The organism is Vibrio sp. 2017_1457_13 (genome assembly GCF_030851525.1).
GTDB lineage: Bacteria > Pseudomonadota > Gammaproteobacteria > Enterobacterales > Vibrionaceae > Vibrio > Vibrio metschnikovii.
On record NZ_VHTA01000001.1, the window covers coordinates 325,914 to 340,095 of the forward strand.

At 42.7% G+C, this 14,182-nt stretch carries 12 protein-coding genes; 8 read left to right on the forward strand and 4 right to left on the reverse strand.

The features are described from left to right. The first annotated feature begins 270 nt into the window (after positions 1-270). The 4 genes from FKN88_RS01545 (at position 271) to FKN88_RS01560 (ending at position 4,280) form a co-directional block, all read left to right on the forward strand. Positions 271-459: a hypothetical protein gene (locus tag FKN88_RS01545; RefSeq protein WP_372436266.1), complete on the forward strand. Its 189-nt coding sequence runs from the start codon at positions 271-273 to the stop codon at positions 457-459. 479 nt (positions 460-938) lie between these two features. Further along, positions 939-1,586: a GTP cyclohydrolase II gene (ribA, locus tag FKN88_RS01550; RefSeq protein ID WP_154168307.1), complete on the forward strand. Its 648-nt coding sequence runs from the start codon at positions 939-941 to the stop codon at positions 1,584-1,586. A 389-nt stretch (positions 1,587-1,975) separates the two neighbouring features. Continuing rightward, entirely contained in the window at positions 1,976-3,514 is a 1,539-nt protein-coding gene (locus FKN88_RS01555) for a murein L,D-transpeptidase (RefSeq protein ID WP_306687142.1), read from the forward strand. A 109-nt stretch (positions 3,515-3,623) separates the two neighbouring features. Further along, a complete protein-coding gene (locus tag FKN88_RS01560) occupies positions 3,624-4,280 on the forward strand; it encodes an MBL fold metallo-hydrolase (protein WP_306687144.1) in 657 nt (218 codons plus the stop codon). A 66-nt stretch (positions 4,281-4,346) separates the two neighbouring features. On the opposite strand, the gene FKN88_RS01565 is transcribed toward FKN88_RS01560, so the two are convergent. Beyond that, a complete protein-coding gene (locus tag FKN88_RS01565) occupies positions 4,347-5,012 on the reverse strand; it encodes a DUF2982 domain-containing protein (RefSeq protein WP_161438150.1) in 666 nt (221 codons plus the stop codon). Positions 5,013-5,259: 247 nt separating this feature from the next. On the opposite strand from FKN88_RS01565, the gene FKN88_RS01570 reads away from it, so the two are divergent. Further along, complete coding sequence (locus FKN88_RS01570) at positions 5,260-5,646, forward strand: MarR family transcriptional regulator (RefSeq protein ID WP_154168303.1); 387 nt, start codon at positions 5,260-5,262, stop codon at positions 5,644-5,646. A 69-nt stretch (positions 5,647-5,715) separates the two neighbouring features. On the opposite strand, the gene FKN88_RS01575 is transcribed toward FKN88_RS01570, so the two are convergent. Next, the gene (locus tag FKN88_RS01575) at positions 5,716-6,192 is read right to left on the reverse strand and encodes a MarR family winged helix-turn-helix transcriptional regulator (protein WP_004395351.1); all 477 of its coding nucleotides are present in this window, start codon (positions 6,190-6,192) and stop codon (positions 5,716-5,718) included. A 629-nt stretch (positions 6,193-6,821) separates the two neighbouring features. Between FKN88_RS01575 and FKN88_RS01580 the strand changes: the two genes are divergently transcribed. Together FKN88_RS01580 and FKN88_RS01585 are read left to right on the forward strand one after the other, a co-directional pair. Next, positions 6,822-8,396 (forward strand): BCCT family transporter, encoded by a 1,575-nt coding sequence (locus FKN88_RS01580; protein ID WP_004395350.1) that lies wholly within the window; start codon positions 6,822-6,824, stop codon positions 8,394-8,396. A 224-nt stretch (positions 8,397-8,620) separates the two neighbouring features. Then, on the forward strand, positions 8,621-10,504 hold the full coding sequence (locus FKN88_RS01585; RefSeq protein ID WP_154168301.1) for a methyl-accepting chemotaxis protein: 1,884 nt from the start codon (positions 8,621-8,623) through the stop codon (positions 10,502-10,504). A gap of 128 nt (positions 10,505-10,632) precedes the next feature. Here the strand turns inward: FKN88_RS01585 and FKN88_RS01590 are convergent, their stop codons facing one another. Together FKN88_RS01590 and FKN88_RS01595 are read right to left on the reverse strand one after the other, a co-directional pair. Next, positions 10,633-11,349 (reverse strand): 3'-5' exonuclease, encoded by a 717-nt coding sequence (locus FKN88_RS01590; protein WP_187985807.1) that lies wholly within the window; start codon positions 11,347-11,349, stop codon positions 10,633-10,635. 7 nt (positions 11,350-11,356) lie between these two features. Further along, on the reverse strand, positions 11,357-13,246 hold the full coding sequence (locus tag FKN88_RS01595; RefSeq protein ID WP_158138402.1) for a DUF294 nucleotidyltransferase-like domain-containing protein: 1,890 nt from the start codon (positions 13,244-13,246) through the stop codon (positions 11,357-11,359). A gap of 227 nt (positions 13,247-13,473) precedes the next feature. Between FKN88_RS01595 and FKN88_RS01600 the strand changes: the two genes are divergently transcribed. Continuing rightward, on the forward strand, positions 13,474-14,094 hold the full coding sequence (locus tag FKN88_RS01600) for an Ail and OmpX (RefSeq protein WP_187985806.1): 621 nt from the start codon (positions 13,474-13,476) through the stop codon (positions 14,092-14,094). The last annotated feature ends 88 nt before the right edge of the window (positions 14,095-14,182 follow it).

Here is a 14,182-nt window from a genome sequence, read left to right on the forward strand (position 1 = left end):
AAGTGCAGATATTAAGATCATAATAGGATCATTAAGAACGATCGATATAATTGAGCGATCATTTCCTGTCATGATTTTACTCTTCACTCACTCTCAATGATCCCTTTTATTATATAGTCAACGTATTGGTGATCGTCTTAGATTCAAAACGCTCTACTAGCTCATATAAATAAATAGTGTGATTATTATTGCAATTCTAAAATATTCTTGCTAGATATTAACAGGAAGTGATATTATTTTTAGAGTAAATTATAATCAAATCACCATAGGATATTTGCCGTGGACTACGCCATAATCTCGCAATTAAAAAAAGATTTTTATGCGCAAATTAGCGCGTTTCAGTCTTATGCTTTGCCCCAGCAAACCACGACCTTATCGTTGTTAACTGAAGAAGAATTAAAAGAGCTAGAGCAAATTTGGGTTGAATTAGCGGTTTGGAAGCGCTCGCAAAGTCATTAATTCAAAAATGGTAACATCGACTAATGAATGGATCTCGATGATATCATCATTTTTGATTGAACAGAGCATCGTCTATCTATTTTATCATTTAGCTATTCTTTTTTTTGACCATCTTTTCTTACGACTTAAGTGCCACACTTTTTCTGCTTGATTGACGCCAGTCTAGTCTGGATAGGTTCGCATATTCTTTATGCTGCAATGTTGGCCACAAGCCTCACTATCTATCCCCTTCCGACTTGAAGCTGCAGCGGTGTTAGCTACGTTCGTTCATCCCAATCACATCGTTTGCCTATGCTCATGGGGATTCACTCACTTGCCGCCTACCTACAACTTCAAGTCGTTTGGGTATAAGCTCTTCACTCTTTTGTTGCGATCTTAATGAATTGTTATAATATAACAATTTGAGCTTATTGTGATCTTTTCGTTGAAAAATGGGGTATTAGTCTCCATAGTAAAAATCATCAGATAAGAGTAACCTTATGCATACCATAACTAGCGTGCAGTCAGAACGAATTCAAGTGAGTAAAGATATGGCGGAAGTGAGAGCCAGAGTCGACTTTAAAGTTGGCTTGAAAAGTAATATTGATGCTGAGATTCTTTCATTCCGAGGTTTACAATCGGATAAAGAACACGTAGCCGTTATCTTTCAAGCGGCAGATAAAACACAACCTATTCCATTAGTTAGAATGCATTCTGAGTGTCTAACTGGCGATGTTTTCCATTCTTCAAGGTGTGACTGTGGGGAGCAACTTGAAGAGACCATTACTAAGATGGGCGAATATGGCGGTATCATTCTCTATTTGCGTCAAGAAGGTCGTGGAATCGGCTTGTATAATAAGATTGATGCTTATCGCTTACAAAGCCAAGGCATGGATACATATCAAGCCAATAATCATCTTGGCTTTGGTGATGATTTGCGCGACTTTACCGAAGCTGCGCAAATGCTAAAAGCACTTGGGGTGACTAAAATTCGTTTAGTAACGAATAACCCTAAGAAAATAAGAGAATTACAAGAGCACGGTATTGAAATTATCAGTGTCGTTAATACAGCTGCACACATTAAAAATGGTAATGAAGACTATTTAAAAGCGAAAGTCTCACATGGTAAACATCATTTGAAGTTATAAGCGGTTATCTTTTTCAGTGTAGAAGTCTCTGCGATATCGATGTGTGTTTCTCCATCGGCGTCATCTACGTGATATTTTCTATGACTGCTCATTAAAATTTTATGCCCAAACCCCATCATTTCTTGATTTGAAATGATGGGGTTTGCCGTTTGTACGTTGCAGATTTTTCCTGTCGATAGCCTATCAAGATAACGCGCTACTTGCTCAAGAGCAGCCGATAAACGTTTGGCTTAGCCATCGAGATCAATTTGGATAAAGAGTGGGTAAAGCGGGGAATATTTGCCATACTTACTCCAACATCGGTTGGACGGTTTAGTGGTGGGTATCGTCTATACTCACCTATCCTAAATTAACCAATGCTACTGGTTAGCCAAGGGAGCACTAAAAATATGAAGCGTTACTCATTGATGGCCATTGTTTTGCTTTGGATTAGTTTGCCACTTTTTGCCAATACGCCAGTGGTTCAACTTTCTGATCTCAAAGGACAAAGTGAGTATGCGTTACATTATCCTCAACAAGTCGAGAAACTCTATCAGCGTAATCAGTATCAATTAATTTGGCGAGATGAGTTGAGTCGAGTCTATTTTGAGCAGCAACTTGCGCTGATCCATCAAGCGAATATTAGTCCGTTATTTTCAAAACGCTATAAGCAATTACGAGCCTTGAGTGAACAACAAGCATGGGTTCAATATGATGTTTTAGCGACAGACACCATTATCGGCTATCTTAGTTATGCTCAATTAGCCCCTCAACAAGGGATTGATTGGTTTTTTAACGGTAAACTTAACCACGTTTTGCCTTTGCCGAGTGCATCTTCACGGTTAGCTCTGTCTGTTGCCGCTGGCACGCCAGCGATGGCTGATTTAGTGTTGCAGCATGCACCACAAGATCCCGCTTATCATCAATTGGTTTATGCTCACGGTTTTTTATCTGCGCTCAAAGCGACACCATTACCGCTTTATCGACAAGCGGGTCTGAAACGGCCGGGCGATAAGTTGGATGACCGTCTTACCTTGATCCAGCGTTTAGCTCTGGTCAATATTGATGTCACAGTGATTCGTGATGATGTCTCTTGGTACGATAATTCATTAATCGAACCCATAAAGCATTTTCAGCAGTTACATGGACTAACCGCTGACGGTGTGATTGGTCCGCAGACATTAAAATGGCTTAATCTCTCCGTTGAAGAACGTTTGGGTCTGATTGCCTTGAATGCTGAGCGAATGCGTTTATGGCCAACCAGTAACACATCCATTGTGGTTAATGTACCGAGCTTTGAATTGAAATATTGGCATGCGGGGGAAAACGTCTTTCAATCAAAGGTGGTGGTGGGACGCATTTCACGACCGACGCCAGTCATGACGACTCGTTTGGATTCTTTAATTGTTAATCCCACTTGGAATATTCCCTATAAAATCATGGTGGAAGATATTTTACCGATAGCGAAGCGAGATCTTCGTTATTTAGATCGTCAGAATCTAGAGATTCTACCGCGTTGGGGAGCGACACAGACTCTAGATCCGACATCGATAGATTGGGAAAATATCTCATTAGAGGCATTTCCCTATCGTATGCGTCAAAGAGCGGGCTATCATAATGCTCTGGGATTATATAAATTTAACACCCCGAATCGCCGAGCGATCTTTTTGCATGATACTCCAAGTAAATACTTATTTGAGCGTGACTCAAGAGCGTTTAGCTCGGGGTGTATTCGGGTTGAACATGCCGATCAATTTGCCAATATGTTGTTAACTAAACAGGGGTTAGACTCTCAACAATTTGCTCCGCAAAGTAGCTCAGTGAACCAAGCAATCCCATTAAGACAGCGCATACCAGTGCAGATCATTTATCAAACAGCATGGTATGACGCAGGACAATTGCATTTTAGAGAAGATATCTATCGTCTCGATAAGCTAGTGACTCAATAGCGACTCTCCTTATCACGTCAAGTGATGTGAGTCGCGAGCGCGACTTGTCAAAACGTAGTGAGAATGTCATAGTTGATGATAATTTTTTGCTGGTTGTTCAGGTTTTCTCATGTCTTTGAAGTATCAAATTGTCCCCGTTACTCCGTTTGCGCAAAATTGTTCGATTGTATGGTGCGATGAAACCATGCAAGGTATTGTTGTTGATCCCGGTGGTGATGTAAAACAACTGAAAATGTTGATTGATCAACTAGGTGTTCAGGTAGTTAAACTGGTTCTGACTCATGGTCATTTGGATCATGTCGGGGGAACACAGCCTCTCGCTGCATTGTTGGGTAATATTGACATTATTGGTCCTCATAAAGCCGATAACTTTTGGTTGCAGGGCTTAGAAGGACAGAGTCAAATGTTTGGTTTTCCGCTCACAGAAGCCTTTGAGCCTCATCAATGGTTAGATGAAGGTGATACCGTCACGTTTGGCAACCAGACACTTACTGTCTTGCATACGCCAGGCCATACCCCAGGTCATGTGGTTTTATTTAGTGAAGAAGCCAGCTTAGCGTTTGTAGGCGATGTGCTTTTCAATGGCAGTATTGGACGGACGGATTTCCCACAGGGCGATTTCAACACCTTAATTGATTCTATTAAGAACAAATTGTGGCCATTGGGCAATCACGTGACGTTTATTCCTGGCCACGGACCGACGTCAACGTTTGGTCGTGAACGTGCGAGTAATCCCTTTGTAGCCGATGAAATGCCGCTTTACTAGCAGAATAGATATTACGTTTACTATGACAAGCAGGGAAGGTTCGGTGGTCTCTAAACCAAACTTTTCTTATTCTGGTTTGGCTGCGGCGAGATAGCGTCGAGCCAGACCAATAAATTCATCAGCAGAACGGTCAAGATCATTCTCCGAGATGAAGACATCAAAGCCATAAAAATTACGTTGATGCTGCATACGGTTAGCGAGCATCGCCATTAGGCCAGTGTATACTTTGCCTTGTGGATCCGTATAGGGGGTAGAGTCTAATACGATGTCTTCAAAAAGCAGGCTTTTATCATGCTGCTTCATGCCTAAATACAGTAAGGCTCGTTGGTTAAATAACATTTCTCGAGCAATTCTTGGGCAAATCCCGTCTAAAAAAGGGCTATAATTTTTTAAACGAACACCTATCCATGGTAGCGGCTGATGCCAACCCTCTTGTTGATGGGTGCATATTCCAATTTGACTGATATTTTGCCATTTCACCACCCATCCACCATAGTAAAAATGTTGCTGTAAATGGCTGGCGGTGAGAGTAAAACCAACCCAACTTTTACGTGCTAGCCAATAACCAACACCACATAAAATCAACACACACATCACCGAAACTAACGCTTGTTGCCAACTGTTCGATAAGCGAATCAAAGCAGTAATGATCAACAACACGATCAATAAACCGATTTTGACGTAAGGTGAATGTCGATCAAATTGATAATTAGATAAGTGGATTGTTGGCATACCGACCTCGCATGCAAATACTTTATGATTAATACTCAATGTTCGTCGACAATGATCACTGATCCTCACTGAAATCGTAAACAGCAAATAATGATTTACTGTTTAAATTCTAGTCGCTTATGGTTTAAATCTCGTTTTTGTCGTCTGAACTTGAGCGATACCCTACAAAAGGTCGATGAATTTTGCTATAAAACGCGCTTCAAATTTTCACCACTGCATCTTGTGCAGTGAAATGGAGAGATACTCGATGAGACTTGCTCATAAGCGTAAAGTGCAGGCAAAACTGCAAAAACGCATCATAGCGATGGTAGCAAACATTACCTCAGCACCAAAAACAGCCAAGCCTGTAGCCGTTAACCCTGTCGTTGCAAAGAAAACGGCACACCCATCAAGTGAACCCGTTTCACCAACAACACGTGCAGAGATCGTGTTAACCCCTAAGCAGCAACAAGTGTTTGATATTGTTGTCGCGAATGCGGAAGGTATTAATCCTAAAGGGATTGGTTTGGCGGCAGGACAAGAAGAGAGTAAAGCGGCGTCTTGGGCGACAGGGGCATTAAAGAAACTACTTGAAGTTGAATTAATTGCCAGAGAGTCCCAAGCGGGCAACAAGGTTATTTATAAAGCGCTGTAAATAATTAAAGATTCTACAACTGCTCTTGTCACTCAGGCGGCAGTTGTAGAACGGTACTGATTGTCAAACTTACTCAATTTTGGTGATGCTGCCAATTTCCAGCATCGGTGCGACATCCATCTTTTCTGCATTCATCATTGCAGATAAACGTTGAACCGATGAGAGTAATAAACTTTGCTCCCAATCGGCCAAATGCTGAAACTGTTCCACAAAACTGTCTTGTAGCGGCTGTGGTGCGCGAGCCAAGAGTTCTCGGCCAGTTTCTGTTAAATGGGCATGGACTTTACGTTTATCGGTGCTACTTCTAACACGTTGTACGTATTGATTCCGCTCTAAGCGGTCTAGGATGGTCGTGGCTGTTGCTTGACTCATGTTAGTATGTTTTGACAATTGACGAATGGTAACTTCCCCCAACTCTTCAATTGAACGCATCAAAATCAACTGCGGTCCCGTCAACCCTGCGTATTTGCTTAATTTTTTTGAATGCAAATCGATGGCTCGGATAATTTGACGAATCGCAACCAACACCTCTTCGTGTTTTTCCACAATATTTACCTACAACAAACAAGAGACCAATTGGATCGGACCATACCTTAGTTGGGGATAATTGAAAAGTAGAGAAATCGTCTTCCTACTGCAAGCTACCGTAGTGTGAGTAACGTTCGTCCATCGCCAATCTGGTCCTTTCTCTATATTGATGAGGAAGATTTATCTGCGGATTGCTTAGTCAAGCTCTGCTTCTCGCTGAGCAAATTTATCACTCACCTGCTGCCTAACTGTAATCGCCATTATTTGGGCAGGCGAGGATACCTCCAAAATCTCACAAGTCTCGAAACGATGGATTGAAATGCCATGGATACAATAGGTATTTGAGTGAACGATTTCGTGAATAGCACACATTACTTACCAGTAAACCAATGCCCATTAAATGTTTGAGCTCGAACTAAATTGTGGTGGTGGCTTGTAACTTTTAGCGATAATTTACTATAAAATGGTCGATTTTTATCCTGAATAACTTTGTTTTGTGGATTTTAATCTAATTTTCTGTAATATATCCCCCCTTAAATGAATTCTTTAGTTATGAGTACGAAATATATTTTAATGGTAAGTCTGTGAATTTATTTCGTTGTCATGGTTACTGAATTTTGTCTGTCGTTACCAAAAAGAGAAGATCAATGACAAAAGGAATAGACAAGTACAGCATTGACAGTACCGACTATACAGTCGGTCAGGATAATGTACAGAAGTGGGGGTTTGATGTTCATAACCCTGTATTTGGCATCAGTGCGGGATTAATTGGTTTATTTTTACTCGCCACTCTGTTGGTAGATGCTGATACCGCTAAGAATGCACTAGACGGGGTTAAATGGAAAATTATTGGCTCATTTGATTGGTTATTCATTTGGTCGGGTAACCTTTTTGTGATTTTTTGTTTGGCTTTGATTGTATCGCCATTTGGTAAAATTCGCTTGGGTGGTAAAGATGCGGTGGCTGATTACTCGGTGATCTCATGGTTATCGATGCTCTTCGCCGCTGGCATGGGCATTGGTTTGATGTTTTGGAGTGTTGCGGAACCAGTTGCTTACTTTACGGGATGGTATGAAACACCATTAGGTGTAGAGGCCGGTACACCAGAAGCGGCAAGACTGGCTTTAGGCGCGACCATGTATCATTGGGGACTCCATCCTTGGGCGATTTATGCTGTTGTTGCCTTATCGCTGGCATTTTTCTGTTATAACAAAGGGTTGCCTTTATCTATTCGTTCTATTTTTTATCCTATTCTCGGTGATAAAACGTGGGGATGGCCAGGGCATCTGGTTGATATTTTAGCGGTATTAGCGACGTTATTTGGCCTTGCTACTTCGCTAGGTTTAGGGGCTCAACAAGCCGCAAGTGGTATTCATCACGTGTTTGGTCTTGATGCAGGAATAGGATTACAAATCATTGTTATCCTAGTGGTAACCGCATTAGCGACGATTTCGGTCATTCGTGGAATTGATGGCGGGGTCAAAGTGATCTCTAATATCAACATGATTGTAGCCTTATTACTTGTCGCGTTAGTTGCTCTGATTGGTTATGCGGTCACTTTTGCGTCGATTCCAACCACATTGATGTCGTACATTGAAAATATCATTCCATTAAGTAACCCTCATGGACGTGAAGATGAAGCGTGGTTCCAAGGTTGGACCGTTTTCTATTGGGCATGGTGGATCTCATGGTCACCATTTGTCGGTATGTTTATTGCTCGGGTATCAAAGGGGCGGACGGTTCGTGAGTTTATTACCGCAGTGTTACTGATTCCAACAGCCGTCACTGTGATCTGGATGTCTGTATTTGGTGGATTAGCGATTGAGCAGGTGATAGGCGGTGTTGGCGAATTAGGTCAAAAAGGTTTAACGGATGTGTCATTAGCCATGTTCCAAATGTTTGATGTATTACCACTGGGGACTTTACTCTCGATTATCGCGGTAGTGTTAGTGTTGGTGTTTTTCATTACTTCATCTGATTCTGGTTCATTGGTTATTGATAGCATTACGTCTGGCGGTAAAATGGATGCGCCAGTGTTACAGCGAATTTTCTGGGCAATCATGGAAGGGGCGATTGCCATAGCCTTACTGTGGATCGGTGGTGCGCAGGCCGTTCAAGCTTTGCAAGCTGGTGCGATTTCGACGGCTTTACCCTTTACTTTTGTCTTATTACTGATGTGCGTTAGTTTGGTGATGGGCATGCGTACAGAGCTGAAAAAGTAAGTCAAGTGGATACATAGAGGTTTAAAAAAGCTGGCTGAGCCAGCTTTTTTTGTGGATAGACGAATAATGTTGGAATGATGACATTTGTCACTAATTTGACGGTAATGTGATTAAAAGCAGATAGTTATTGCAACGGTGTTTATTTTTACATAATGCGTGCAAACGCTTATAAACCTCGCTATTATTTGCCGCCCAACTGTTCCTTTTATCAGCGATAATTCACTATGAAATTAACCCTAAAACAAAAGCTTATTGGCACCAGCCTGTCAGCGGTCGTCGTGATGGCGGCCGCATTAACTTGGTTGTCAGCCGATCAACTCAAACAACAAACCAGTCGTGGTGTACTTGCCCGTGCACAAGCCATTTCTGAAACGGCATCGAAAGGTATTTCTGATTGGATTTCGATCCGAAAAGATATTTCCACCGCCTTTAATGACTATACCGTACAACCTGATGTGGTGCCTTTTTTACAACAGGCGCGTAAAGCTGGCGGATTTGACGATATTTTCTTTGGTACTGTTAACGGTGAAATGTATCGCTCCCATCCAGAGCGCAACCGAGCTGATTATGACCCTCGTACTCGTCTTTGGTATCGTGATGCCGCGAATGCGGGTAAGCAAATTATTACCACGGCATATCAAGATGCGATCACTAATGCTTTATTAGTGACTATTGCCGAGCCTATTCGTCACAATGGTCAGTTACGTGGTGTGGTCGGTGCTGATGTATTGATTGATCAATTAATCAGTGATGTGTTGAGTATCGACGCGGGTGATAATGCTTACGCGATGCTGATTGATACCCAAGACGGCTATTTTCTGGCACATCCAGACAAACGATTGCTTTTAAAGCCTGTCAGTTCGCTCGATAACGCATTAACCATGAATGCTATTCAGCAAGCCGCCAATAGCCGTCAGCTAATGACACTGAACCATAACGGTCAAGAGAGCTTGTTTTACTTCGATCGAGTTGCCGATACGCCATGGGTATTTGCTGTGCAGATGGATAAAAATACCGAATTCGCAGCACATACTCAATTGCTCACCGGCTTGTTGATCACAGCGATTTTCATCACCTTGATTGTGGTGTTGATCGTCTCTTGGCTAGTCAGCTTTTTATTCAGAGATTTATTACGAGTTTCTAAAGCATTAGAAGAAATCGCAACCGGAGATGGTGATTTAACGCAACGCTTAGAGCCACGTAGTGACGATGAAGTGGGGCAATTAGCGAATAATTTCAATATTTTTGTTGGCAATATGCATACCATGGTCAGTAAATTGAGTGAGGTTTCGGCATCGCTTTCATCACAATCGCATATGACCGCCGCGCATGCTGAAGAACGTAGTGCACGTATTCGCATGCAGCAAGATGAAATCAATATGGTCGCCACAGCGATCAATGAAATGGCCGCTGCGACCCAGGAGATTGCTAACAACTCTGAGCATACTGCGCAAAACTCATCCGAGGCGGTAACCGCTTGTGTCGATGGCTCTAAGCAAGTGTCGCAAACGCAGAACTCTATTCTTTCTTTAGCGAAAGAAGTGCAGGTAGCAACAGGCGTCATTCAAGAGCTGGAAGAGCATGGCAATCAGATCAGTACTATTCTTTCAACCATTCAAGGGATTGCAGAACAGACCAATCTATTGGCATTGAATGCGGCAATTGAAGCGGCTCGTGCTGGAGAACAAGGTCGCGGCTTTGCGGTGGTTGCGGATGAAGTGCGGGTACTGAGTCAACGTACTCACGCCTCAACCAAAGAAATTCAAACCATGATTGAAATGCTGCAAGGCACGACAGGCAAAGCGGTCGGGATCATGAATGATAGCCGAATGCTAGCCGATACGAGTGTTGATGATGCGCACTCTGCAGCAGCGAGCTTAATGCAAATTCATCATGCGGTTGAGCGGATCAGTGATATGGCAACTCAGATTGCCTCAGCCGCTGAGGAGCAGGCATCCGTCACCTCTGAGATTACGCGTAACACGGTAGGCATTCGCGATGTCTCGAACGATCTCGCTGAAGAAGCCCATGAAGCTGCAGCTCAAGCTGCGGAGCTATCACAACTTTCTTATCAGCTTGACCAAGAGATCCGTCGCTTTAAGTTATAAGCTTTAATTGATAAGACATCAGTCTACAAACTTAAGTCATTCGCGATAGTTTGTTTATGATAAATAATAGGGAGCGAAAGCTCCCTATGTTGATCCTTGAGACTAGTGATAACGACTTCAGTGAAAAGCTATAACCAAAAATGTTTAAGCCGATCATCTGGTGAATAATGATGGGCGATTTGCGCCTGCATCAGTTCTGCTGTAGCAATCGCATCCGTCAGGGCGTGATGAGGATTATAAGCCGGTAAACCATAGCGTTGTCGGGCTTGGCCTAAACGCAGTGATTGCGGTTTCTTACCGCGCAGTTTATTCCAAATCCCTGCGGTGAGGCGTTTTTGAATCTCCGCTTCGAGTTGCATGGTATCGATAATTGGAAACTCAATGCCTTCATTTATTCGCCGTTTAAAGGCTTGATCCAAAAACTCACGCTCAATTTTATGGTAGTGGGCCACAACGATTTTCCCTTCCAGTGCGGTTAATAACGCTTCGAACACCTCACTTAAATCAGGGGCGTGCATAATATCACTGTGCGTGATGCCGTGAATGATCACCGAGCCCTCGTCTAATTTTTGTCGAGGACGAACGATCCAGTGTTGCGCTCGCTTAAGATAGACGCGCTGTAAAGTGAAGGGTACTAAGCCAATGGTAATAATTTCATCTTTATTTGTATCAAGCCCAGTGGTTTCAAAATCCATTGCGACAAACTCAATCTCACCCAACGCCGAATTGCCATCAGCCAGTTCAGCTTGATAAAAACGTTGCAGCAAAGGGGATTGGGCAAGCTTTTGTTTCGCTCGATATTTATAAGGCCAATCGATACTTGGCGCTTGAAATAGTCCTTTCATGCTCACCTTATTTAAAATTGCTGCTCGCTTGATAACGATATTTAAGGAAGTTTTGTCCGTTACTCAAAATTTGAAAGGCATCTTTTAAATTACGTCGTTCAAATTCAGAGAGATTTTCTGGCTCAATGTTGTTATCGGGTTCATTATTATTTTCTACATCCAGAGCTTGATGGCGAATACGTACCATCGAAATAAACTCTAAGGCATCTCGCAGATCTTGCCCTCGTCCTTTGGGTAAGATGCCCGCATCGATGACATCATCGAGTCGTTCGAACGAGTTTTTCGCTCGAGAGCCGACTGCCAGAGCATGAACGCGAATTAAATCCGCCAATGGAGCGGTACCGCGACGTTTTAAATTCATTGAGTTATTGTGGCGGCCATCTTTTTCCATGACGAAGTTTTTGAAAAAACCGAGCGGTGGAGTACGGTTTAAGGCATTGCGGGCCAAGCACGCTAAAAAGCGGTTATTACGTCTGGCGCGGCGGACAATAAAGCCATTCAGTTGCTCTGCCCATTTTAGACGGCCATAAACCCCATCTAAGTCAAAGAAAATTGAGGCATTCAGTAAAGCTTTCGGGTTGGGATTATCAATCCAATCGGCAAAACAGGCTTCCCATTGTTGACGAGTCATTCGCCACATAGGGTTAGTCGCCATGATCTCGCCAGTACAATAGGTATAACCGCATTGATCGAGCCCATCACAGACAAACTGAGCTAAGTCGGCAAAATATTGGCCGTGCAAGGCTTCATCATAACTGTCATCCAGCAGCAGAGCATTGTCTTGATCAGTGACAATCAGTTGTTCATCGCGTCCCATTGACCCCAGTGCTAAAAAGCAGTAGGGGACGGGCGGAGGACCAAACTTCTCTTCAGCCAGCTCTAATAGTCGTTGCTTGAAGCTACGACCAATCGTTGACATGGCTGTGCCGACCATATGTGAGTTCGCGTCTTCATTAACGAGGCGTACGAAAGCATGTTTGACCTGTTTGGCTAAATTCGCTAAATCGTCAATGCTATTTTGATGGAAAATCGTACTGACTAATAACAATGAGTTGTGGGATTCATGACGAACGATATCGGTAATATCGACGATACCGATCGGATTATTTTCTTTTAGCACCGGTAGATGATGTACGTTGTAACGTAACATGAATAGCATGGCTTCATAGACATAAGCATTATGATCCAAGGCGATCACTTCGCTAGTCATGACTTCTGTCACTGAGTGGCTGAAGTCTAATCCGGTGGCAATCACTCTTCGACAAAGATCGCGATCAGTAAGGATGCCAACGACTGGGCTGCTGTCGTCTTCGTTGTCTTTCATAATGCTGGGATCGATGATCAGTAACGAAGAGACGTTCTCTTCTGACATTTTGATGGCAGCTTGCTGAATGCTGGCATCGTTATAGACGAAAGGGGCCTCACGAGTCAGCAAATGTTTGACTTTAGAGGTCGTTAAATCATTTTGTTCTTGGGTATTAGATACGGTTTGTCGTAAGCGTGCATTATCTTGAACTTCAACATAATCCGCAAAGGTATCGTATTCATCGTATAACTTTTGAAATATAGCTTCCGGCATGCAATAAATGAGTGTGTCTTCAATCGCGGTAACGGGAAAACGCACTTTATTATTGGTGAGCAACCCCATTTGTCCAAATAAGCCACCTTCGGAGAGTCGGTTATATAATTCCCCTTTACGACGATAAATTTCGACTACACCACTGCGGACAATATATAAATCTTGAATATGGTCGCCAGCGTGAATGATTGGGGTGTCTTGGCGATAATAAGCAATCTCTACTTGGTGAACGGCTTCATTAAGCGCTGATTCAGGAAGCTCATTAAAAGGCGGGTATTGGGCAAGAAAGTTTTTAATTTCGATTAATTCTGCTTCCATCAATGGACTCCTTTAGCCAAAAATAATCCTTAATCTGGACCATGTTGGTATCACAATATGCTTGAGTATTTATAGGACGAGATCGGCAATATTCGCAGTCCCTATCTCTTTAATTAATGATCTAGTCTACACGATTTTGTGGCTCAGCGCAGATTTGAGGCAGCGCTTACTCTTTTCTTATCGATTATCCGTTATTCTAAGACCAGACAAAGAAAATAGGTATGGCGATGAACAAAACCAGTGTATTGATAATAGCGATGTCGATTTTTCCGCTAGCACACGCGGAAAATTCTCACGCTGAACAGCGGTTGAAGTATGATTTTTTTAGTGCAGAGCTGACGTCGGGAACCATGAGTGGTTTATACGCCGCTGGAAAAAGTGATAATACGACAGCACTGTCGATAGGAGTGAGTCATCAACTTGCCGAGCGACGCGTATTGTTGATCTCCGATTACAGTGCTCGCTTTTATCATCCTAATGACGAGACGATCGAACAGTACCGTTTACGATTTGGGGCTGGCTATCATTGGTCAATAATCGACAAGCTTGATCTGGTTAGTCATGCCCGAGTGGGGATGTTAAGGATCAGCAGTGATTATACGGTCGATAATGAAACTCGCTCCGTTTTTGGCGCGGATATTGGGCTACGTTACCTCATTCGTCCCGACTGGGAGGCAAGTTTATTTGCCGAAGCAAATTATAATCACTGGCAAGATGAATACGTGTTTACATTAAGAACTGATTATCAGTTGAGTAAGCGCTTAGCGTTAGGTGGGCTTGTCACTTATCGAGATGGTGAATTGCAAAATATCAATGAAGTTGGCATAACGATGCGAATTCATTATTAACATTATATGTCGATATCAATTAAAAAAGCCAAGCAGAGGTTGTTTCTGCTTGGCTTTATATTCATCGCTGTGTTTGCTCAACCTGTCG